The 24,278-nt window shown below is 41.9% G+C and carries 19 protein-coding genes and 1 CRISPR repeat array; of the genes, 1 reads left to right on the top strand and 18 read right to left on the bottom strand.

Going from position 1 to position 24,278, the window contains the following annotated elements:
• Positions 1-232 precede the first annotated feature (232 nt).
• From ACYRY3_RS11070 to ACYRY3_RS11120, 11 genes are all read right to left on the bottom strand, one after another.
• Positions 233-616, bottom strand: coding sequence for a response regulator transcription factor (locus tag ACYRY3_RS11070; protein ID WP_460201729.1), 384 nt, complete (start codon positions 614-616; stop codon positions 233-235).
• Between the two features lie 60 nt (positions 617-676).
• Positions 677-2,182 carry a response regulator gene (locus ACYRY3_RS11075; protein ID WP_460201730.1) on the bottom strand — a complete coding sequence of 502 codons (1,506 nt, stop codon included), beginning with the start codon at positions 2,180-2,182 and terminating at the stop codon, positions 677-679.
• A 419-nt stretch (positions 2,183-2,601) separates the two neighbouring features.
• Positions 2,602-3,516: a cation diffusion facilitator family transporter gene (locus tag ACYRY3_RS11080; RefSeq protein ID WP_460201731.1), complete on the bottom strand. Its 915-nt coding sequence runs from the start codon at positions 3,514-3,516 to the stop codon at positions 2,602-2,604.
• 905 nt (positions 3,517-4,421) lie between these two features.
• A CRISPR array of direct repeats spans positions 4,422-6,394; the repeat unit is 37 nt; unit sequence GTTTCAATCCCTAATAGGGATTCAAGTTAATTAAAAC.
• 252 nt (positions 6,395-6,646) lie between these two features.
• Positions 6,647-7,921, bottom strand: coding sequence for a purple acid phosphatase family protein (locus tag ACYRY3_RS11085; protein ID WP_460201732.1), 1,275 nt, complete (start codon positions 7,919-7,921; stop codon positions 6,647-6,649).
• Between the two features lie 177 nt (positions 7,922-8,098).
• Positions 8,099-10,273 (bottom strand): FAD/NAD(P)-binding protein, encoded by a 2,175-nt coding sequence (locus ACYRY3_RS11090; RefSeq protein ID WP_460201733.1) that lies wholly within the window; start codon positions 10,271-10,273, stop codon positions 8,099-8,101.
• 679 nt (positions 10,274-10,952) lie between these two features.
• Positions 10,953-11,762 (bottom strand): oxidoreductase, encoded by an 810-nt coding sequence (locus ACYRY3_RS11095; protein WP_460201734.1) that lies wholly within the window; start codon positions 11,760-11,762, stop codon positions 10,953-10,955.
• A 109-nt stretch (positions 11,763-11,871) separates the two neighbouring features.
• On the bottom strand, positions 11,872-13,467 hold the full coding sequence (locus tag ACYRY3_RS11100; RefSeq protein ID WP_460201735.1) for an iron uptake porin: 1,596 nt from the start codon (positions 13,465-13,467) through the stop codon (positions 11,872-11,874).
• Between the two features lie 360 nt (positions 13,468-13,827).
• Positions 13,828-15,216 (bottom strand): sugar porter family MFS transporter, encoded by a 1,389-nt coding sequence (locus tag ACYRY3_RS11105; RefSeq protein WP_460201736.1) that lies wholly within the window; start codon positions 15,214-15,216, stop codon positions 13,828-13,830.
• Positions 15,217-15,302: 86 nt separating this feature from the next.
• Positions 15,303-16,031: an ABC transporter permease subunit gene (locus ACYRY3_RS11110; RefSeq protein ID WP_460201738.1), complete on the bottom strand. Its 729-nt coding sequence runs from the start codon at positions 16,029-16,031 to the stop codon at positions 15,303-15,305.
• Positions 16,032-16,439: 408 nt separating this feature from the next.
• Positions 16,440-17,027 (bottom strand): HD domain-containing protein, encoded by a 588-nt coding sequence (locus ACYRY3_RS11115; protein WP_460201739.1) that lies wholly within the window; start codon positions 17,025-17,027, stop codon positions 16,440-16,442.
• Between the two features lie 126 nt (positions 17,028-17,153).
• Positions 17,154-18,185 (bottom strand): sulfate/molybdate ABC transporter ATP-binding protein, encoded by a 1,032-nt coding sequence (locus tag ACYRY3_RS11120; RefSeq protein ID WP_460201740.1) that lies wholly within the window; start codon positions 18,183-18,185, stop codon positions 17,154-17,156.
• Positions 18,186-18,260: 75 nt separating this feature from the next.
• Here ACYRY3_RS11120 and ACYRY3_RS11125 point away from each other — a divergent pair, with 75 nt between their 5' ends.
• Complete coding sequence (locus ACYRY3_RS11125; RefSeq protein ID WP_460201741.1) at positions 18,261-18,848, top strand: Crp/Fnr family transcriptional regulator; 588 nt, start codon at positions 18,261-18,263, stop codon at positions 18,846-18,848.
• A gap of 157 nt (positions 18,849-19,005) precedes the next feature.
• Here ACYRY3_RS11125 and ACYRY3_RS11130 read toward each other — a convergent pair whose 3' ends face one another.
• From ACYRY3_RS11130 to ACYRY3_RS11160, 7 genes are all read right to left on the bottom strand, one after another.
• Positions 19,006-19,284 carry an NIL domain-containing protein gene (locus ACYRY3_RS11130; RefSeq protein WP_460201742.1) on the bottom strand — a complete coding sequence of 93 codons (279 nt, stop codon included), beginning with the start codon at positions 19,282-19,284 and terminating at the stop codon, positions 19,006-19,008.
• 48 nt (positions 19,285-19,332) lie between these two features.
• Positions 19,333-19,599, bottom strand: a complete 267-nt coding sequence (locus tag ACYRY3_RS11135) for an NIL domain-containing protein (protein WP_460201787.1) — start codon at positions 19,597-19,599, stop codon at positions 19,333-19,335.
• A 16-nt stretch (positions 19,600-19,615) separates the two neighbouring features.
• Positions 19,616-20,506, bottom strand: a complete 891-nt coding sequence (cysW, locus tag ACYRY3_RS11140) for a sulfate ABC transporter permease subunit CysW (RefSeq protein WP_460201743.1) — start codon at positions 20,504-20,506, stop codon at positions 19,616-19,618.
• Positions 20,493-21,380 (bottom strand): sulfate ABC transporter permease subunit CysT, encoded by an 888-nt coding sequence (cysT, locus tag ACYRY3_RS11145; RefSeq protein WP_460201744.1) that lies wholly within the window; start codon positions 21,378-21,380, stop codon positions 20,493-20,495. Before cysT ends, cysW begins: the two co-directional genes overlap by 14 nt.
• Before the next feature lie 179 nt (positions 21,381-21,559).
• A complete protein-coding gene (locus tag ACYRY3_RS11150; RefSeq protein ID WP_460201745.1) occupies positions 21,560-22,720 on the bottom strand; it encodes a sulfate ABC transporter substrate-binding protein in 1,161 nt (386 codons plus the stop codon).
• A 145-nt stretch (positions 22,721-22,865) separates the two neighbouring features.
• Positions 22,866-23,639, bottom strand: a complete 774-nt coding sequence (locus tag ACYRY3_RS11155; RefSeq protein WP_460201746.1) for a class II glutamine amidotransferase — start codon at positions 23,637-23,639, stop codon at positions 22,866-22,868.
• Positions 23,640-24,060: 421 nt separating this feature from the next.
• Positions 24,061-24,237 (bottom strand): hypothetical protein, encoded by a 177-nt coding sequence (locus ACYRY3_RS11160; RefSeq protein ID WP_460201747.1) that lies wholly within the window; start codon positions 24,235-24,237, stop codon positions 24,061-24,063.
• Positions 24,238-24,278: the final 41 nt, after the last annotated feature.

The raw sequence follows: 24,278 nt of genomic DNA on the forward strand, positions 1-24,278 counted from the left end.
CATTTGTCATTTGTCATTTGTCATTTGTCATTTTTTATTGATAAGGGGTGAGGACAATTTTTATTCCAAAATAGATGGCTGCTTTGATTGAGGCTTATTTAATTAAGTAGGTGGGTTGCAATAAACAAAACTATATTACAAAATGTAAATCTGCTGGAAAGTCTTACAAATGACTTTTGACAAATGACTGAGGACGACCATTCTCAGTTACCTTTTTTTCATACCGACCTACTTACCAGTTACGAGTGATGAGTTTATTAGTCAATCTTTGTATTGTTTGAAGAAGATGTTGCCGATCCACGGGTTTGGGTATGTAAGCATCTGCTCCCAACATTGAACCCCAAAGTTTATCTGCCTCAGTTCCTTTGGTTGAACACATGACCACGGGAATATGCTGGGTATGGGAATTTGTTTTAAGTTCTCGACAAAGTTCAAACCCACTTTGACCTGGTAGGATAACATCCAGAATCACTAAATCTGGGGTTTGGGATTGAAGTTTGATTTGTGCTTCCTCGCTACTTCTAGCACAGACTACCGTCATACCGACTTGTTTGAGGTAACCGGTGAGTACCTGTGTTTCAGTTAAGCTATCTTCAACTAAGAGGATTGTAGTCATGACAGTATTTCCCTAAAGGCATTAAGTTTTTCGAGAGAAATCATTTATCAACTTTAGAAACTAAAATGGCAGGAATTGTTGCTTCTGGAGTTCGGCAGATACTGAATTTGGTAGATACTTTTGTAAAATTTTTATTACCTTATCTGTCGTGATGGGTTTTGCTAAAAAGCCAGAAGAACCAACCATTCTTGCCCTAACCCGATCTATAATGCCATCATTGCTTGTCAGAATGATTACAGGTGTATTTTTTAAAGCCGATACACGGCGAATTTGAGCACAAATTTCATAGCCGTTGGCGATTGGCATGATTAAATCTAGAAAAATCAGACTGGGTTTATGCTCTAATATGGTTGATAGCGCTTTCACTGGTTCTTGAACGTTAATGCACCCATAACCAGCTTGGGTAAGAATGGACTCCATTTTTAAACCGTCGCTGTGGCTATCATCTATGTATGCTATTAGGGATTTTGTTGGTTCGGGTTGAATTGGGCTTGTGGAAGGAGGCGAAATATCTGGTTGACGATTGTATGTGGCTTTATTAGAGCTGCTTGCGTCCCTATCCTCTGGTTCTGAAGCGGGTATTCTATCTGTGGTAACAGCTAAATTTCCGTATAAATTCTTTTCAGGAATGGCTGTTACGGGTATTGACTCAATAGGAGATCCAAAAGCTAGTTTCAGCTGATGATTGTGGGAAGAATAAGCACCCTCTTTTCCTAGTTTTCTTAATTGTTGACTAGAATGAGTTGAAGTGTTTGTTAAAGGTATGCTCTGAGATTGAATAATTTGTTTTGTATCTTCAATAGAAGTAAAAAATTGGAAACCTTGTTTTTCTAAAGGTTTGGAATTTGGAATTTTTCCTGGTGTGGGGATATCTGCAACCTCAACAAGTTCAAGGATTCCCTGATTTAGTAATTGCTGGATATGACTGGATACTGTTATCACATTTTCCTTTAGCTGTGAAGCAATATCCCAAATTGTGTTTTCTCCATTAACAAGCTGAATAATTCCGTAAAAACTTTTAGAAACTCTAAAATTCTCAAAATTAGGCTGTTTAACAATGGGTGCAGTGTCAAGATTCATTTGTCCGCACCCCATGTTTCGCCATCTATTTCTCAGTTCAACGGCTGTATGCAGGCACGGCTTGGCATCTATTAAAGTAATGGGATGTAGTTTTTTCGTCAACCAAGAACTGTTTAACTTGGAATAACCCACAAGGTCAAATAAAACCTCATCAATGATTGTGCTAACAACGTTTTTTACTTGAGTTAAGGTTATTTGGTTTTGTTCAATACCCCATTTCAGCAGGTGATATTCCCAAAGTTCACCCCTTTTTAATTTGAGGTTATGTTCCTCGAATTTCCAGTTGGGACAATCTTGTTTAACGGCTCTATACCAACGACGAACGCGATGGGTTTCTCTTGTTGCGTAGATTAATCGTCCTAAAAATAAGTATAAATGCCATTGATTATCTGCTGAAGATAAAATTAATTCTCCTGTTGCTCGTTGCTGGCTTAAAACTGCTAACCCTTTGGCAAGATTAGCAAAGCTGGGAAGTCCTGGTTGCATTTTGTGATTTCCTTAAGATAGTCTTCGCCCAATTTATATGGAAGCTGCACCCAGTTTTTCCTAATCTATAGCCTTTGGTCGCGATCGCTAAGCAGCAACACTCACATCCGGTGATACTCTTACTAGTCTAAGTTACTATTCACTTATGTTATATCAGTAAAGTTTCGTAAAACACTCGATCCTACCTTAAATTTTTGTGAATAAATCTTAAACAATAGTGAAACAATCGCTCACCATACGATAGAGCTATTTATCAATAATTTGCAAGTTTGTCTTAACAATTTTTTATAATTTTTGTTGGTTTTGAGACAAGAATCTAAGGATAGATATTTTGCATGAATTACCTTAACAAAAAGTTATCAATAATTAACCTAATATTAACACGTTATTTAGATGTAGTGCTATGAAATGTGATGTTATTAGCCGCAACAAGACTCTTGATTGCAAGAAAGTAGGAAACCACCCTTTTCTATCTGAATGGTGATGTGTTCGATACCAAACTTCTCATGGAGTTCCATTCTCATCCTGGTTAAAAAAGCATCCCCAGGGCTTCCTGTCGGCATAACTAAATGAGCAGTCAGTGCTGCTTCAGTCGTACTTATTGCCCAGATATGCAAATCGTGAACTGCTACGACACCTGGAAGCTCTACTAAATATGTACGGACTGCAAGTAAGTCTATTCCTTTAGGTACAGCATCAAGGGCTAGATTCAACGAATCTTGCAATAAGTTCCAAGTGCCAATAAGAATAACAATCACAATAATGAGAGAGATAACTGGGTCAAACCACAACCAACCAGTTGTCAAAATGGCAAGACCCCCAAGAACCACGCCAAGAGAGACTAAGGCATCTGCAGCCATGTGTAAAAATGCGGCTTTGATATTCAAATCCCTGTTTCTACCAGACATGAACATCAAGGCTGTAGCTGTGTTGATGATAATTCCTACTAAAGCCACACTGATGACTGTGATACCAGAGATAGGCTCGGGGTTGTACAGACGCTTGATAGCTTCTACCGCGATCGCACCCATTGTTAAAAGTAAAAAGCAAGCGTTAAATAGTGCTGCTAAAATCGAAGAACGACGCAGCCCGTAGGTATAACGTTGCCTGAAACGTTGCCGCGATAACCAAATTGCTCCCCAGGCTAAAAGTAGTCCCAATACATCACTAAGATTGTGACCTGCATCTGCAATTAAAGCCAGGGAATTGTTTAAGAAACCAAATATGGCTTCCACACACACAAATCCCAAATTGAGCGTTGTGCCAATTACAAAGGCACGATTGTAACTGGGCGGTTCATGACTGTGACCGTGATGCTGATGAGTAATTGGCATTGGTAAAAAAGGTGGTAAGTTCGGTTATCTGACATCTTGCACGCCCAGAAGTGGGAAGGGGTGGTGGGCTTTAGCCCTACCTACGTAACAATAAGCTTTTGAACTTATTATTTTCGCTTGGGAAACGGTGGTGCAAGATATGAGTTATCTAAAACACATGAATTTATGTTCAGTTTTAGCTTTCATATATTTAACAGCTATTTGATGCTTTCCAACAATGCCCATATAGGGGATATAGCTTTGTTAATGTTATGTCTTTTGTATGTCTTTTGTTTCTAAAAGTCTTAAGGTATTAGGTTTTTAGCTTCCAATACTTTATGGTTATTAATTTAATAGTCTAATCTTCTATTGATTGTCACTAATCATTGGATCGGGATTTTACCTGTACTAAAGTTCAGGTGCAGCTTAAGACAATCAATAATATATCTTTTGATACTTGACACTGCCCTTCTTTTAGATACATCTTCTAGACCTAACCCCCCTGATTCTAATCCTCATTTCCGCCTAGGGAATCGGGGTTCCAAAGCCTAGATTTCCAACATAGCCCTGTCTAGGTGTTTAGGTAAGTGTCACTTTATAGTTCTAATGAGGACAAAAGAACGCGATCGCAATAACAGACAGACAATAAAATTTAGTCAGGTGCCACATCAGCCATATTTCTTTTAAAATATTGTTATTAATTTTTCCCTCTGCTAAGTCTCGACATAGTAACACTAAATAGAACAATATTGGTTTAGCATAAACTTCCAGTGAGTACTATAGGAATCCAGTTTGATTATTAAAAATATCTAAGTATTTGTAGGGTGGGCACTGCCCACCAAATCCATGTTATGGTGGGCACTGCCCACCCTACGGGTATTTCAAAAATCAAATAGTAATCCTATACTAGAGGTTTTTTCTATAAATTTTCAATCCCTAATAGGGTTTCGAGTTAATTAAAACGACGTGCCCAACCCACAAGATTTTTATGCCCAGTTTCAATCCCTAATAGGGATTCAAGTTAATTAAAACAACAAAGCCTGACCTGTGAGCTTGAAGTCGCCGAGGAACGTTTCAATCCCTAATAGGGATTCAAGTTAATTAAAACATGCGGCAAAAAACTGGGTCGAGGGGGAAATAGCAGTTTCAATCCCTAATAGGGATTCAAGTTAATTAAAACGTGAGTTCCTGATTTCCAGCCCAATAGTCGGGTTCGTTTCAATCCCTAATAGGGATTCAAGTTAATTAAAACCTGTAATCGGCACTCCAGTTAATCAGGAGATTGATGTTTCAATCCCTAATAGGGATTCAAGTTAATTAAAACTCTGGTACACAGTTCGGATGGGGGCAAGGCGTCCAGTTTCAATCCCTAATAGGGATTCAAGTTAATTAAAACGCCGAAAAAAAATTTACCAAACCAGAATCAAATTGTTTCAATCCCTAATAGGGATTCAAGTTAATTAAAACAATTTACGACTCATGGCTAAAGCAGACCTAATAGGTTTCAATCCCTAATAGGGATTCAAGTTAATTAAAACCGAACACACCAACACTATAGGTCGCGTGGTAACAGTTTCAATCCCTAATAGGGATTCAAGTTAATTAAAACGAGCGCACTTTCAGCAGCCTTTGAAGCGGATTGGTTTCAATCCCTAATAGGGATTCAAGTTAATTAAAACTAGTAACGGCACGATGTATATACTAAGCTGCAATGTTTCAATCCCTAATAGGGATTCAAGTTAATTAAAACATCGAGTAGCGGCTGACCGAGGTTAGACTGTCGATGTTTCAATCCCTAATAGGGATTCAAGTTAATTAAAACGTCGCTACAAACGTTTATGATTGCAGTTCTATTAGGTTTCAATCCCTAATAGGGATTCAAGTTAATTAAAACAATATGAAAGCGCGATCGCACTTGCAGCACAAAAAGGTTTCAATCCCTAATAGGGATTCAAGTTAATTAAAACTTTGTGGTTCTATAAATGACTTGTCGGTTAGCGTTTCAATCCCTAATAGGGATTCAAGTTAATTAAAACTTATCGCAAGATAGCAAGCAATGAAGCAAGTCGTTAAGTTTCAATCCCTAATAGGGATTCAAGTTAATTAAAACTTTACCAGTTATAATATCAGCATTACTTCTAGCGTTTCAATCCCTAATAGGGATTCAAGTTAATTAAAACTTCCCTATAGAAAATGCCCTATAAGGGACTGCATGTTTCAATCCCTAATAGGGATTCAAGTTAATTAAAACAACTAGCCAACCCCACGCCATCAATCGAAGTTGTCAGTTTCAATCCCTAATAGGGATTCAAGTTAATTAAAACTATCTTCAGCTTATGCTGCCTCCCTTTTCAGAGTCCCTTGTTTCAATCCCTAATAGGGATTCAAGTTAATTAAAACGATTTTGCCGTCAAGTTCAAAAGTTGCCAGCAAAGTTTCAATCCCTAATAGGGATTCAAGTTAATTAAAACTTGGAGCTTAATCGTGAAGCTGATTTAGCAGAGGTTTCAATCCCTAATAGGGATTCAAGTTAATTAAAACGTAAATACCAGTGCTACATCTACTACTGCTACTGCTGCTGTTTCAATCCCTAATAGGGATTCAAGTTAATTAAAACGGATTAAAAAGATGCTGTACTTTTATATATAGTTTCAATCCCTAATAGGGATTCAAGTTAATTAAAACTATTAAGTTCGGCAATGTGTACGCGCTGTTTACGTTTCAATCCCTAATAGGGATTCAAGTTAATTAAAACTCTTCTATCTCAAAATCCTCGTCCATTAAAAAGGGTTTCAATCCCTAATAGGGATTCAAGTTAATTAAAACAAGAGGTAGATGAACGCGATGAAAATACCTTACGTGGTTTCAATCCCTAATAGGGATTCAAGTTAATTAAAACTGCGGGAGCCGGAAAATGAGTCTTTATGCGGTTTTCAATGTTCGGAATCGCGGATGGGTCTATCATAGCATCAAAAATGGAGATTGAGTAGAGTTAAAATCGCTGAAACCCTCTCTGGGTAAGGAGCGCGGATGGGTGGAGTTGTTTTATGGCTCACAAGCCCTGTCGTTCAAGGGATTCAGCCATTTTGACCAACTGTTGTTTTCCAACACCTACCCATCCGCGAATTTGGCAAGAAAAGTGAACGTAATATCAAGCTGTTTTCTTCATCGTAAAATAATCCTTAACCTCCCCCTCACTATCGATAAATTTGACATCGAGTCTTTTTCCGTGTACATCCATCACAAGCGAACCGGGAATGCTCAATGATGTATACATTGCTGGATGGGGAAATACTACATCGGCAAGCGCGGATGTGCCTGCAACTATATATACTATTCCTGCACGGGCAGCCTTTAGAGGTTTGAGATATGCTCCCGATTCATCCTCCCGTCCACTTCCCATATCTTTTTTCATCTGGTCAGTAAAAGTGTCTGAGGTGCGATAATGCCCATCAATTAGATACGAACGTTCGTAGGAGTGGCTGTGACCGCCAAGAACTATATCTACTCCTGCTTCTTCTATGATGGGAAGAACATACTCCCTCATTTCAATGAGTTCAATTTCGGTATCTGAATCGTGTGACCCCTTTGTATAGGGAGGATGATGCCAAAAGGCAATTTTCCAATCCTTATCTGATGCGGTTAGGTCTTGTTTTAGCCAACTCAACATCCTACCTTTAGGAGTGCGATCGCAGCCATAGGAATCAAGACAGATAAAGTGGATATTGCCACAGTCAAAAGAATAATAAGCTGCTGTTCCAGAGGGAACACCACCAGCTTCCCCAGCAGTTGGCATAGTGAAAAGCTCATAGTACGGACCAGACTCTGAGAGGGAATCAGCAGATCCTGCATCATGATTGCCGATGGCTGTCCAGAGAACACTGCTACGAAGAAGTTGGGGATACATATCAAATATTCCCCGTTGGTACTCCTCATAGGTGCCAGTATCATAAGCATTATCGCCAAGCATGAGCCAAAGATCGGTATGGCGAGTACCTGTAAACTTCAGGTAGCCATCCCGCACGCCAGCTGCTATGTCATTTCCACGCCCTGCATCTCCCAAAACACAGATACGTAGTGGTCGGACATCCTCAGGTGCTAGGTTGATTGATGGTGCAGTGACGAAAAAGTAATCTTCTGTTTTCCCAGCCAGCACTCCTCCTGCGGTGCCGACTGCGTAGTAATACCTTGTATCTGACGTTAGCCCATTCAACGTCACAGTGTGGTCGCAGGTAATAGTCGTTTCTTCCTGCATAAAACACAGTCTTTCAGGAGACTGACCATACCACACTCTGCCTTGAACTGGAGTATCAGTAGCCCAGCGGACAACAATGCTAGACTCACTGCTCAGTTGTAGATAGGGTTCCCGAACAATCTGCAGATTTTCAAGGGCAGTTGCTTTCTCTGCTTCTAGGTAAGTTACCATTATCGGCGAAATGTTATCCGATGTTAATTTATTTTACAAGATAATTTAGAGAAATCGGTGAACTCATATCCTGCATAGTTGAAGATTGGATTGACCGTCTCCCTAACGCAGAACTGGTCATTCATCCCACACTGCCTTCGGTCAGATGTGGGGCAACTGAGCCGATTAAGCTAAGGTTTAAATTTGATAGTCCCATGTTGCTAAAACTTTTCCACAGATTTGGTTTGCAGGTACAGCTGACAACATCTTTTTGGGATAGGGCAGGTTCAAGTTATTCATCAATTCAATAAATTGATTGCGGCTGCGTCCGGCAAACCGGGGATTCCAGCGTTTTTCTTCTCCAATAGTAGACACGGTTCGTCCTTGATAGTCATGACCCGGATACACCCAAGTATCTTCTGGTAAGGCAAACAGCTTTTGAGTCACGATATCATAAAGCAATCCAGCATCACCGTTTTGAAAGTCGGTACGACCGCAACCACGGATAAACAACGCATCTCCAGTTAACAAATGAGTTCCATTAACTAAATACGCCATATGACTATCTGTGTGTCCGGGAGTGGCGAGCGCCTGAATATTTACGCTTCCTAATTCCAATATTTCCCCATCTGCAATGTAACCGTCTGCACCGATAGTCACAGCATTTTCAGGCACAATACTCAAACAACCCGTAAATTCTCTTAACTGGTCTGTCCCAGTAATGTGGTCGGCATGAATATGGGTTTCCAGACAGTAGCGCAAGGTTAGTCCCAGTTCTCGTAATACCTGAAGGTCACGTTCGACTTGTTCCAACACAGAGTCTACCAAAATGGCTTCTTTAGTTTCTGGATCGGCAATTAGGTAAGTATAAGTACTTGACTCTTTATCAAACAATTGACGGAATAGCATCACAGGTTTAGTAGGCACGCTCAAGGTATTTCTCGTAAACCACGTTTCAACAGGAGCATAAGGTTTGGGGTTGAGAGATTTCAGTAACTCTTGTGCCAGATTTGCTGCTTGAACGCGAATTTCCGGAACAGCCGTCGTTTCCCAAAGGTTACCTTTGCGTGGTGTTCCCAGTGTATACAATAGTTCGGAGACATCCCCATCTGCATCAATGAGAGCACCGTTAGCCGCAGTATCGATTCCAATTGACAGGGTGTTGGAACGGATGAGCCGTTGTTCTTGCAAGCTGGAGAGCAATGGATGCTGCAATCTGCGGTAGTTACAGTTCGAGCCCGTACAGTTCACAATTCTGCTTACCCGTAAAACGCTATCTTTGTGTGTGAAGCGATCGCGAATCGTCACATCCACTCCCAACTCAGACTCCCAACAACTTTGAACCCGACCTGCATAGTGGTGTAGTTGACCAGACTGAACGGCAGTATCGAGAACCCCTGCAATTTCTTCAGCAATTCGATGGCGGTGAACTTCCCAGTAAGCTTTGACGTGGCGCAGAAATCTTCGCTGTTCTTTAAATGGAAGTGCTTGCCAAAGTTGTTGAGTCACTGGACGCAGAGAATCAATGACCGCACGCCAATCTTGTCCTTGAGCTACAGCTGAAAGAACTTCTTGACGTACTACATGGAGAAGTCCTCGCGCAATTTTTGGCGCAGTTTCAGGATTGAGAAATGCCGGATAGGGGACTGTTGGTTTATGACGACACGGCATTAATCCATGACGGGAGACGGCATGAATCTGTCCTTGAAATCCTTGTTGACGCAGTGCAACAACTGCATCTGCCATTGTCAATCCAGTTCCTACTAATAAAATGGAATCTTCTGGAGTTAGATTTGCGATCGCATCTGTAGACCAAGCATCTCTAACACGGTCATTTGGGTTTCCCAACACAGCAATTGGTTCGGGTAAAGACGCAGGAAAATTCCCCAATGCGAGCACAGCCTTTTGTACATACAGACGCTTGCCATTATTCAAGTGTATTCTGACGCTGTGAGTTGTTGTATCAATAGCAATGGCTTCAGCGATAATCTTCTCGAATTGCACGTAAGCCGCAGCATTTGCCTCTGCTTCCTGCAAAATTGCCTGGATATAGTTTCCATACACCTTACGCGGTACAAAGGTGGATGCAGTAACTTGTTCGTACCCATTTGCGTGCAACCATTTCAAAAAGTGATCTGGTTCATTTGGAAACGCACTCATCTTACCAGCCGGAACGTTAAGCAAGTGACAGTCTATCGGGGTACTATAAGCTACCCCTCTACCTATTTCAGAATTGCGTTCAATCAACTTGATAGAAACTGGTACTGTTGCATTTCGTAAAAGATTGACTGCAACAAGAGAACCGCTTAAGCCGCCTCCAATAATAGCAATTGTTTGAGGAGAAACAGTCTGATTTAAAATAGAGCTGTACATAAAATTAAGACCTATTAAGATGTGCTTGTTGCTATGTAGTTACAAATTTAGGTTATAGATTTTGTGATGTACATAGGTTTTCAGCAGTTTGATGTATGAATAAAATCTAAACCCCACTTAAACACGCGAAGAACTAGGAATTCCATTTAAGCCTTTAACATCTTGAAATCACAGCATATCAAACCCAAATCAAATAAGCATTTGAGTATTTACTATGTATCCTTTTTCAACTAATCCGGTATGAATATCGTTGTTTTAAAATTATCTATAATTAGCCGTTTTGTACGGAAATTTTGCCAACCTCATTGTCATCAAAAGCTGACAAAGTAAGATAAGCAGGTGATTTTTAAATGATTTAGGAACAATGGATAATTTCGTAGGGTGGGCACTGCCCACCATAATTGAATTGGTTTTTTATCAAGATTCAGCAATCCGAAATGATTTAGGAACAATGGATAATTTCGTAGAGTGGGCACTGCCCACCATGATTGAATTGGTTTTTTATCAAAGGATATTTAGAAAGCCATAAAATTTACTTCAAACCTCTCTCCTCATAGACGACTTACTCACCGCCCGTCCCATACAAGTGGCGGGCGTTAATCCCGCACCACAAGAAATATTTGGCGACTTTTTTATTTGGAAGTCCCCAAAATCAATATTAGAAGCGGCAATTCCTGGCTTAATTAAGTGGCAGATTCAATCGCTTGCGTGCAGCAAGTCGAAAAAGCTTATCTGGTAATATCGATCTCAACCGAGGTAACCATTGCGCCTCATTACCAACAAGATAGCGTAATCGCGGCGATTGGCTTTGTGCTACAGAGACAATCATTTGTGCAACTTTTTCAGGATTGTCACCCCGTGCAATTGCCTTTTGGACTGATGAGCGAATGACATCACGTACAGTGTCGTAATCAGCATAAGTAGAGGTGGGTTGCAACATCGCGTTGTTGAAGTTGGTTTTAAAATAACCAGGCTCAATTAAAGACACTTTGATATTGAACGGGTCTAGTTCGACACTCAGTGCTTCGCTATAACCTTCGAGAGCAAATTTACTAGCTGAGTAAAAACCTTGACCGGGTGCGCCTATTAATCCCGCGACTGAACCCATATTGATAATATGACCGCTACGCTGCTGTCTCATGATTGGCAAAACGGCATTGGTGACACGGACAACACCCCAAAAATTTGTTTCAAAAATCTCCTTAGCTTCTTCTAAAGAAGTTTCTTCTATCATGCTGGCATGTATTTGTCCGGCATTATTGACCAGCAAATCAATGCGGTTGGTCTGTGCGAGCAACTGTTTTATGCAGGATTGTACTGAGTCGTCAGATTGAACATCCAACCTGAGCATTTCTACCCCTGAAGATGCTGAATGTTCCTTGCGACTGGTGCCGAAGACAAGATATTCCTTTTGAGCCAGTAGCTGAGCGCTTAACTGCCCAAACCCGGATGATGCTCCTGTAACTAGCGCAACCTTTTTATTATCCATAAGCTTTTACTTTACGGTGTTCGTGTTTTATCTAGTTAGAAGTAGAGCTTTATATTCTTGCTATATTCATCTGCTTTTTAGGTGAGAAATTTGAGTTTTAGTACTTTGGTCAGAAATCAAAGGTTGTGCGAATCACACCCACATACTGAGTATCATTTTTGCTGTTATTTTCTGGGTTAACAACCACCCAAAAACCAGGAGTCACCGAGATGTTGTCATTGAGACGCCAGCGGTAGAATGCTTCGATATGATAAGCATTGTCTCTATCTTTACGGACATCACTGTTAGAAACGCGTGCTGGTAACCCAAAGAGGATTCCTGGTAGATTGTTTCTACCCCCAACATCTGGAAAGGACATACCGATTGCCCCATACCAGGCATTGGCATTGTCACCATTTCTGACAAAAAGTGAATCAGTGCCACCAGTACCATTGGAAATATCACTGAAACCAGAGTTTTTAGCATTTGCCGAGATATATCCACCCCAAGCGTGAATCTGAAAATGCGGCGAAAAGCGATAGTATCCCTGTGCCCCTACTATGTTGTTGGAAGTCGCAATATTGTTTCCAAAGGGAGAATTTGCCAAGGCACTACCCGTCCCACCGATGAGGCTGGTTGTTCCACTGGGGTTATATCCATGAGAGTAAGCAATGCCAACCGCACCTTGCTTAGCGTAATACACTAAGTGTGCAAGAGCATTGTATCCACCATTAAATAACCCATTTTTATCCGATGAAATATTGGGATTATTTGCCAAATAGCCTACAGTCAGAGTTAAATCTTTGCTAAGTTTCCAGTTTACAGCGGTACCACCACCGCCTCGTCGGAAAACAGGATTGTATTGCCCAAAGAGTGATGGAATACCGTTACCATCATCTGCGATAGTAGGAGGAGTTACGGTGTCTGTGATATCTGTATAGCCTATGCCTGTTGGTCCAACGACAAAAGAAACAGAGCCACTGACCGGGAAGTAATAACGGACGTGGGGAATACTAACTATGTTGTTACTGTTAGTGTCAAAATTTAGCCGCGTCATGCCTGTACCCGTGGCTGAAGCAATCTGACTTGTGCCATTAGAACTTAAAAAGTTGCCAAATTCCAAACGAACTCGTAATAAATCTTTGCCCGTAAAACTGCTTTCAAAGTTAAGACGACCCCGATCTGCAAAATAGGCTTGGGAGCGATCGCTATCGCCACCCACCCTATTGCCAAAGGTATCGCCGATCGCAGTAATAATTTGAGCATTCAGCCTGGTAGTTGTGGAAAATTGCTGTGCTTCTAGTGTTGCAGTACGTGCTTCCAGTACATTTACCCGCCCGCGTAAAGTTGTCAGTTCTGCCGTAAATTCTGTTTGCAACTTTTGCAGTACTGCTAAGTCTTCCTTGTTTATTAGTTCGCTAGTACTTGTTGCAAGTAACTCACTCATCCTGTTCATGCAAGTATTTAAACCTGCTGCAAACTCATAACGACTTAGAGCAAGATTACCGCGATAAGTGGAGTCAGGATAACCTGCTATACAGCCATAGCGTTCGACTAGGGATTGCAATGCTTGAAATGCCCAATCAGTTGGTTTGACATCAGAAAGGTCGGAAACAGAAGTGACTTGTCCTTGCAAGCTTGTTGAATTATTTTCTAAAGGTGCTGCCCAGATCGTTGGGCATATTAACAACACCAATGAAAAACTGTATAAAAAATTTTTTAACATGAAGCATCCTAATTTTTATCATTTAACAACCATATAGTGTAGGCTGTTTAAAGCATCTTTACATACCTGAAGTTCTCACCAACAAATCTTAACCGAACTGTATTCAATACTGCTCGGATGAGACAATATGCCCAATAGTAAGTAGGTCCTCATAATTAAAGCAAACTAGTAAGGCTGTCATTGGCCATTTATAAAGGTTTTAGATGTTTTTACCGATTTTTGTAGGTCAGGCTATACCGCACGTTTGCGATTGGTGGGCAGTGCCCACCCTACGTCTGAAAATTGTGTTGACAAATTTTAATCGAGTATTATTACAACTGTCTTAAAGTGGCATCGGATTAGAGCTACTTACATGCTTTCTCACTCAATTCCTTTGGTTTCTTTAATAAAAAAGAGAACGAAAAACAATGAGATAGCGGCTGCAGTTGTATAGAGACCATAGGCAGCACCTAACCCGAAATATTGTAATATGGGAGGAAATGTTGTGGAAACAACAAAATTGGCAACCCATTGCATTGCAGCGGCGATGGAAAGTGCAGCCGCTCGAATCTTGTTATTAAACATTTCTCCCAACAGTACCCAAACTACTGGACCCCAGGAAAAACCGAAGCAAAATACATAGAGGTTGGCTGCTATAAGAGCTACAGTACCCGCCGAGCCAGTTAGAGTGGGGTTACCAGCGGGATCTAGTTGAGCATTTCCAAAAATAGAAGCCATTGTTCCTAAGGTTACGGTCATACCGAGTGAGCCTAGAACGAGCAAGGGCTTGCGACCAAATTTATCTACAAAGGCGATCGCAATAAGTGTAGTCAGAATATTGACAGCTCCTGTAATCACCGTGATGGTGAGGGAATTTTTTTCAGAAAACCCAACTGCCCGCCACAAAACTCTGCTGTAGTAGAAGATGACATTAATACCAACAAATTGCTGGAAGACAGACAAAGCTATTCCTATCCAAACAATAGGGAGGAGATTGCCATGCCTTCCTAAAAGATCGGAAAACTTTGGCTCGCGCTCTCGAAGCACTGTTTGTCGAATTTCTTCGATTTTCTCCAACACGTTACCCCCTATAATTTTGGTAAGAACGTTAGCGGCTTCTGGTTCCCGTCCTTGAGCAACTAAGTAGCGAGGGGATTCGGGAATCGTTAAAGCTGCCATTCCATAAAACACGGCAGGAGGAATTTCTGTCCAAAACATCCAGCGCCAAGCGGCGATTCCAAACAAAAATGGCGAGTCAGCTGAACCTGCTGATACGGCGATAAAGTAATCACATAGCAGTGCAATGAAAATACCAACTACAATCGCGAGTTGCTGGAGAGAACCCAGTCTTCCACGCAAATGGGCAGGAGAACATTCTGCAATGTAAGCTGGTGCGATGACGCTAGCAGCACCGACTGCTAGCCCACCTAATACCCGCCAAAAAGTAAAATCCCAGATAGTTATGGGAAGCCCAGAGCCAATGGCACTGATGGTAAACAAAATTGAAGCTACCACCATTGCCTTGACTCGACCATAGCGGTCTGCAATTTTCCCTGCATAGAAGGCTCCTACTGCAGAACCTAACAATGCCAGCGACACTGCGAGACCGATTTCAACACTGTTGGCTCTAAAAGTTGTGGAGAGAGCCGCAACTGCGCCGTTAATAACAGCAGTATCAAAACCGAACAAAAAGCCGCCGAGGGCAGCAGCACCAGCTATCAGGATGACGTAATAGGTGTTAGCTTTACGACGAGTCGTAGTTGAGGTCATAGTTATATCTCGTAAATAGGGGAGAAGAGACAACGCTTTGTTCTAATTCGTAATTAATGAATTTGTCATTACGAATTATTTTGTCACTACCGTCTGGAACGTCTGCGGAGGCGGTCTATTATCACCGCCACAATAATTACCAGTCCTTTGACAACAAGTTGCCAGAAGTAAGACATATTCAACAAGGTCAAACCATTGTTGAGAACAGCAATAATTAATGCACCTAGAAGGGTTCCACCAATCGTGCCAATACCGCCTGTAAAACTAGTCCCACCTAGAATAACAGCAGCGATCGCATCTAACTCGTAGCCCTGACCTAACATACCAGTGGCACTATAAAGACGACTGGCACTCATGATTCCTGCCAAACCTGCTAGCAATCCACTGATACCGTAGACAAATAACAACACGCGATTGACTTTAATACCAGTCAGCCGTGCTGCTCGTTCGTTACCACCGACAGCATAGATTTGTACCCCCAAAACAGTCTGTCGCAGAACAAACCAAGTAGCAGCTACAGTTAGTAGGGCAATGATGACCAGCCAGGGAAGGGGACCTAAATAGTTATTACCTATCCAAGCAAAATTGATGTCACGGTTAATAACCGTTGTACCGTTAGCAACCAAAAAGGCAGCACCCCGTAAAGCAGTTAGGGAACCCAGGGTGACAATAAAAGGTGGTACATCCAAAAAGGTGATGAGAGCACCGTTAATTAATCCCAAAAGCAATCCCGTGAGCAACCCAGCAGGTACAGCCACCCAACCCAAAGCAGGAATCAGCGATACCAACACTGCAACTACCGCAGAAACAGCCAATCATTGGGAAGTCAAGCTCTGATGACAAGTTGATTGACCCCCCTTAATCCCCCCTTATCAAGGGGGGAAACAAGAAATCAAATTCCCTCCCCTTGATAAGGTCCGGGCTAGGGAGGGGTAAAAATCCTTGATAAGGTCCGGGTTAGGGAGGGGTAAAAATTCTTGATAAGGTCCGGGCTAGGGAGGGGTAAAAGTTGCCTGATATATCTGTACTAAAGTGGCGGGCTAGAGCATCGGTACAGAAATCATAAATAACCTAGTTTTATGTAGAGACGAGCCATGGCGCGTCTCTAAATTCACGAAATATCAAGGATTGCTGTAGAGAGAAAATGTGTGTTTTGCTTCTCTGCTTGACTACTGTACCGGCGGGCTAGAAGCCCGCACCACAAGAGATATTTGAAGATTTTCTTATTTGGGAGTCTTTAAAGATTCAAATATAAACTTAAGCTGAGGTGCAGACAAAGCTTGATTGGCAGATTCAAAAAATACAGATAAATTAGCTAGCCCTTGGTGTTCGTAAACGCTAGCTTGCAAAGCCATCTCTAACTTATCTAATTGGCGAACAAACTGTGCTTCTATCGTTTCTCCCCGTTCATACTCTTCCCATAGATGAATCCACTCTAATCCATTTGGCAGTTTACTGAGAACTTGAAGAATAGATTGCCTTTCTAATTGATATTTCTGAGATTTTTCAATATTATCGGACGGAGTAAAATCTCCAGCATATATTTCTCCTAAATCATGTATGAGAGCCATACGAAGGGCTTTTACAGTATCTAAATTAGGCTCGTATATATTACCTAAAAACAAAGCTAATAGAGCAACGCAAAAGGAATGCTCAGCCACGCTTTCGCAACGTTCAGGTGCTATACCGTGCTTTAGCCAACCCTGACGGTAAAGCTGTTTCAGATGATTGAACTCGAAATAAGCTTCAATGATGGGTAAAGTCTTTTTGTTATTTAGAAAATGAATAGGTAAAGGAGCTTTGGATTGCATTATTTAATTTATATATCAAAATTAATAGTCATAGGTAGGGGCGAACGACCGTATGCCTACCTTGCGTCGGCATGCACTCGCGTTCGCCCTTACAATAGAGTGTACTTGAACGCGTATCTACATAGGTTAAGAAGCTTCACTCATGGCATAAGTGGGGAAAACTTTTGCCTGTTTGGGTTTCACAAAAACTCGCTGTTCTTCCTTAATATTGACCTGATTAAATTGCTCGCGAGTTAAGTAGGCAATGACTGTTTCTTCAGATTGGAGAACTAACTCAACCCGAATTTCCCAACCTAAGTTGATAATGCGGTACACTTTCGCGGGTACGGCATTTTCTTCAATAGGATTGGTTCTGATGGTAATGTCATGGGGGCGTAGGAAAACTTGATGGCTTGATGGAGTTACCAAATTTGTATTTGGGACAATACCGGCTTGACTTGAAAGAACGTTGACCGGACCAATGAAGCTCATGACGAAAGGTGTTGCTGGGTGGTCGTAAATTTCAGCAGGTGTACCTATTTGCTCTACCCGACCTTTATTCATGACCACAATTTGATCCGAAACTTCCATTGCTTCTTCTTGGTCGTGGGTAACGAATACGGTTGTCACGTGAACTTCTTCATGCAGTTGTCTCAACCACATTCTCAATTCCTTGCGGACTTTAGCATCTAATGCACCAAACGGTTCATCTAAAAGCAATATTCTCGGCTGGACGGCTAATGCTCTTGCCAGTGCTACCCGCTGACGTTGACCTCCTGAGAGTTGCGAGGGGTAACGTTCCCCGAAACCCTGTAACTGCACTAATTCCAAAAGTTCTTCGACTCTGGGTTGAATCTTGCTTTTAGGAAACTTACGGATTTCTAGTGGAAAGGCGATGTTCTCGCGTACCGTCATGTGTTTAAATAGAGCGTAATGCTGAAATACAAACCCTATTTGACGTTCTTGCACTGATTTGTAAGTGGCATCTTCACCAACCAACCAGATGTGACCGGAATTAGGAGTTTCCAATCCTGCAATCATTCGCAGTAAGGTTGATTTACCAGACCCAGACGGACCTAATAGAGCTACTAAAGAACCTGTTTTTACTTCCAGGCTCACATTGTCCACAGCCAAGAACGAGTCATACTGTTTAGTTACATTTTCAACTGCAATACCCATAGCAATCTGCTCCTAGAAACTGGTATATAGTTATAAACTACGGTTTTTTTATCGGAAAGTAGTAATTAAACAACAATGTCTATTTCATCGCATTTTCCAAATCCATCTAGTCAAAACATCAAAAAAAGCTTTAAGTCTCGCTCATCTCTGCCGCTGAAGCCGGATACCTTGTGGAAAATCGAAACAGGAGTGGTGAGGGTTGTGACTTGGCATGAAGACGGTACACTTGTCACCTTAGGAATTTGGGGACCGGGAGATATTGTCAGTCAAGCCTTTTCTAGAATCGAACCCTATCAAATTGAGTGTTTGACCAAAGTGGAGGCAACACCCTTACCTTTGGATGGGTGGTTTCCACTGACACAGATTTTGCTGGCTCATATTCAACAAGCAGAAGAACTCGCGATCGTTCGCAGCTACAAAACAGTGGAAATCATGGTTGTCAAGCTGCTTGCTTGGTTAGCTAAAAAATTTGGTCGTGAAGTAGAATCAGGAAATCTCATTGATTTGCGCCTCACTCATCAAGATATTGCGGATATGCTGAATTCAACTCGCGTGACCATTACTCGTATCCTGACTCAATTAGAAGAACAGGGGTTGATTCATCGTTTGCCCTTACATCGAATTGTGCTGAAAGAAGAAGAACTTTGGCACTATGAAATTTAAAGTTTGTTAGCAAGTCATTAAGTAGGTCGGTACGAAAAAATGTCACTGGTGAGGGTCGTCCTTTGTCATTAGTCATTAGTAAAGGTTTTAGATGTATTTACATTTTGTAACTCCTGTCTGTTTATTCACGCCGACTTACTTATTAGCAGTGAAGTCATCAGCAGTACCAGCTATCTCCATCAGAATGAGGCTTACCCACAATTGTTACATTGAGGGATTCTAGGTAATCTAGACCGCGCCAAATTTGTGGCACCGTTCCACGAATTTCAAGGTCAAAACGTCCCTCTCCATTCGTGTGTTTTCCTAACTTTGCCCCTGTAATATTTACGACTAAACCATGAGCGGCAATTAGTTTAGAAATCACAGGCTCTTGTTGGTAGCGTTCGGGGATATGCAACTGCAAACGAACTTTTGTGGTACTGCTATTTTCAAACATAGTTCTTGATTATTCGTTTATTACGAATTACGAATTACAAACCACGAATTAGTAATCACCGATATTGATATCGTGCCAAATTTCCAAATCCAAGTCGTTGATATAAGTTAATGCACTCTCGATCTGCGAGCTACTGCCTTGTAAATCAAGGTCAAACCAACCATCTCCAATACCGTTTGCCCCCAGCATAGCAGCGGTGATATTCACTGTTACACCATAGTTTGATACCAGGCGAGAAATCACAGGTTCCTGCTGATATTCTCTAGGAATTCTCACCCGAATCCGTTTATTGACGAGCTGATTGTCTGCGACCATAACTTTAATCTCTCGCTTAATGTTTTCCACTGGTTTTGATGCCTGTTCTCCGTTCCAAAATTTCTTTCACTACTAGGGTGACCACTGCTAGCAAAGCCAGCAGCACGGCAGCGGAGAAGGCTGCTTCAGTTTCGTACTGTTTGTAAGCGTCTTCCACATAGAGAGGTAAGCTTTGGGTTTTCTTGGCTATGTTTCCGGACACAACGGAAACAGCACCAAACTCACCCATTGCCCGAGCGTTAGTCAAAAGCAGACCGTAAAGTAAGCCCCATCGGATATTTGGCAGAGTGACGCGCCAAAATATCTGCCAATCTTTCGCACCCAAGGTTCTGGCTGCTTCCTCTTGGTCACTGCCTAATTCTTCAAGAACGGGAATAACTTCTCGCGCCACAAAGGGCAAACTCACAAAGGCTGTCGCCAGCACCATACCGGGAAAGGCGAAGATAATTTTGACATCGGCTGCTTCCAACCACGGACCGAACCACCCATTTCGCCCGTAAAGCAGCACTATCATCAACCCCGCAACTACGGGTGAGATAGAAAAGGGCAGGTCAATCAGACTCAGAACAAAAGCACGACCGGGGAATCGATGGCGGGCGATCGCCCAAGCTGCACACAAACCAAACACGGTGTTCACGGGAACAGCAATGACAGCCAGCGCCACCGTCAACCAAGCCGCATGAGTAAATTCCAGTCGCGAAAGGTTAGACACAAATGCGCCAAAACCGCTCTTAAATGCTTGGACAAAGACGTTGAGTGCGGGGATGTAGATAACGAGAGCGAGGTAGCCAATTGCGATCGCAATCAGTATGGCAGGAGCCGCACTTTTGGGTTTGGCTTTCTTTTGATTTGTGGGTGGGTTTGTTGTTGAATGAAAGTGAGGTTGTGGAAATTCATCTTGCGTCATATCTTCTTCCCCAAGCTTGTATAAGATTAATTCCCAGCAGCATCACTAAGGAAATAAAAAGTAACACCATACCAATAACCGTTGCACCAGAATAGTCATACTGCTCCAAACGCTGGAAAATCAGCACGGGTGCAATTAAGTCTTGAAAAGGAGTGTTGGAAGCAATAATGACAGTGGAACCGTATTCTCCAACAGCACGGGAGAAACCCAAAGCCACACCCGTCAGAATTGAGGGAAACAGTGGTGGTAGAATCACCTTCCAAAAAGTCTGTAATTGGGTAGCTCCCAGACTCCAAGCTGCTTCTTCAATTTCCTTCTCCATTTCCAATAACACCGGTTGTACCGTTCTCACAATAAAAGGTAGAGATATGAATATCATCGCTACCCCCACCCCCAAACGAGTAAAGGATACCTTAATTCCCAAAGGTGCCAGCAAAGAGCCAACCCAACCATTCTCGCTATACACCGTAGCCAAGGTTAATCCTGCTACTGCAGTCGGCAAAGCAAACGGCAAATCTACGGTAGCATCAAGCAGCCGTTTCAAAGGGAAATCGTAGCGGACAAAGACCCAAGCAATCAGAGTGCCAAAAACACCATTGAAGAGAGCAGCAACAAGCGATGTGCCAAAAGTGACCTCATAGGTTGCCAAAGCAATGGGGCTTGTCGCAATTTCCCAAAACCGGGCAGGAGGTTCAGTACTTGCTTTAGCCAGCATCGCTATGACTGGTAAAAACAACATCACTGTCAAGTAGGCGATCGTAATTCGCCATGTCCAAGGAAGTTGAACCAGATGTTGTAGATACCTTTTCCAAATAGGAGGTTGTGGGCGAAGAGATTGCCTAGTAGAAGGTGATGGAGGAGATGAAATAGCCATTAGTGGTTAATGGTTAGTGGATAGTAGTTAGTGGATAGTAGTTAGTGGATAGTAGTTAGTGGATAGTAGTTAGTGGTTGGTGGTTAGAAGTAGGGTGGGCATTGCCCACCAATCATCCAATTTCTGAACCACAGTTGAACCTACTACCTATTAACTACTAACTACTAACCACCAACAAATTACCGTTTGATTTTTGCCTGAATTTTGTCAAAGGCTGCGCCATCTGCAAAGAACTTGTCCTGGATGGAGTTCCAACCGCCGTAGTCTTGTACAGTACCGAGATTTTGGACTTTGGGGTATTTGTCTGAAACTGCCTTATTTTGGGCAACTGTTTCATTGACCGGTCGGAATCCGACTTTGGCAAACTCTTCCTGCGCTTCCGGTTCAAATAGGAATTTTACGAAAGCTTCACTGACTTCGCGGGTTCCGTGCTTATCAACGTTCTTATCTACAACTGCGATTGGATTGTCAATAGATATGTTGACATCAGGGATAGTATAGTTTACTTTCTCGCCTTTCTGTTGTGCCAAAATAATCTCGTTTTCGTAATTAATCAAGGCATCCCCTTGACCTTGCTTGAAAAAGGCGTCAGTAGCTTCGCGAGCATCCTTTGTCAAAACTGGCACGTTACCGTAGACTTTGGTAACAAACTCAAGTGCTTTATCTTCTCCCCCTCCCGCTTTGATGGCGGCATTCCACAGAGTCAGGAAGTTCCACCGAGCAATACCAGATGTTTTAGGGTCGGCAGTGATTAGTTTTACACCATCTTTCGCCAAATCAGTCCAAGTATTGATACCTTTGGGGTTTCCTTCTCGGGTGACTAATGCAGCAACAGATTTGGAAACGATCGCATCATTGGGAATTTCCTTCTCCCATCCTGCCTGAATCAATCCCGCCTTTTCAATCCTTCCTACATCCAAGCCCAGTGCCAAATGAACAACATCGGCTTCCAAACCATCAATCACAGCACGGGTTTGAGAACCAGAACCACCGTAGCTTTGATTGAAAGTCACATTTTGATTGTGCTCTTTCTTCCACTTTTCGACAAACTTTGGAATAATAGCTTCGTGAGCAGCCTTAGTGACGGCAAATGAAACTAGGGTGATTTCAACATCTTTGTTGTTTGTTGCGGCTACAGGGCTAGCTGCTGGATCGGTTGCAGTTGAACCGCCAGAAGAACTGCTCGTATTGCCACCAGAGCAAGCTGCGATCGTTATACTTAAACTAACTCCCACTAAAAAGAGTGATAAAAAGCTTTTGAAAGATTTCAGTCTAAACTTAGTGGTAATACCTAATAGCGATTGCCCTGCTTGTCTCAGGACAGACTCCCAATAACTCATGCCATTGCCCCCGAACTCATACGGTTTATTGGTGAATTAACCGTATTTATTGTTTATTGTGAGATATAATACATGGCATACGCTAAAAAAGCAAGAAAAAACAACACATAATCTGTAGGAAAAGTGGAGATTGACTGTTAACCAGTTACTGATAGCGAATTGGCAAACCATCTTGAAATACTAAGAGTTCTCCTGGTTGGATTTGCGTCCATACTTCATTATCAGTTAAAGGGGTAGTGACAATGACAGCAACGCGATCGTTTGGAGTCGTCAATTCACTAAAATCTACAGTTATATCTTGGTCAATCAAATGGGCGGCTGCAAAAGGTGCTTGACGGACAATATAGCTAAGCTTAGTTGAGCAATGAGCAAAAAAGTGCTCTCCATCGGAAAGTAAGTAGTTAAAAATACCCTTTTCTGCTAAAAACGCAGTGATTTCCTTGAGAACAGAGTAAAGTTTTTCCAAGGGTGGTTTACATCGAGGAAAATAGCTTCGCAACTTGTCCATTATCAGACAAAAAGCTTTTTCGCTATCAGTGTTGCCTACAGGTTGATAAAACGCAAAATTTTCGGGATGAAAATCTCGCAAATCACCGTTATGAGCAAACACCCAATACCGTCCCCAAAGTTCTCGGCGGAAAGGGTGGCAATTTTCCAAAGCCACTTCACCTTGAGTTGCCTTGCGGATATGAGCAATCACATTCATAGAATGGATGGGATATTTCCGCACCAAATCTGCTATGGGAGAAGCAATGGAAGGTTTATCGTCTAAAAAAATTCGGCAGCCCTTTCCTTCAAAAAAAGCAATACCCCAACCATCGCGATGGTCATCCGTTTTTCCTCCCCGCGCTGCAAACCCCTCAAAGGAAAAACAAATATCCGTGGGTACGTTGCAATTCATTCCCAGTAATTGGCACATGACAAATCACCTAAAGGCTAACATACTCAATTTGTATCTCTCATATTACTTATTAGAATAGGGACAAAGAAATCTGTTAAGAAATACACAACACTCAATGAAAGTAACTGGATATACCGCAATTAAACAGGTAATCAATGCATAGGAATAAAATGCTTTAGAGATAGTTTTTAAAATAAAAATTAACCTCATGTAGGGTAGGCACTGCCCACCACATATAACTACATATTTAAGGATGATTGGAAAAAAACAGATTATTCTGAGGGCGAACAACCGTTCGCCCCTACATCATTGACCATTTTTTATCACTTATCCTCCTAGAGATTTTCCAATAATAAAAGATGATGTATAAAGTACACATTAAAACCATATAGATTGGATTGAGGAACGAAACCAGACATAATCGGTCATTTGTCATTTGTCATTTGTCATTCTGCACCACAACAAATGCCTGCACCACAAGAAATTTCTGCACCACAACAAATGCCTGCACCACAAGAAATTTCTGCACCACAACAAATGCCTGCACCACAAGAAATTTCTGTTCTGCACCACAACAAATGCCTGCACCACAAGAAATTTCTGTTCTGCACCACAAGAAATTTCTGCACCACAACAAATGCCTGTAACACAAGAAAT

This window comes from Scytonema sp. NUACC21 (assembly GCF_054684315.1).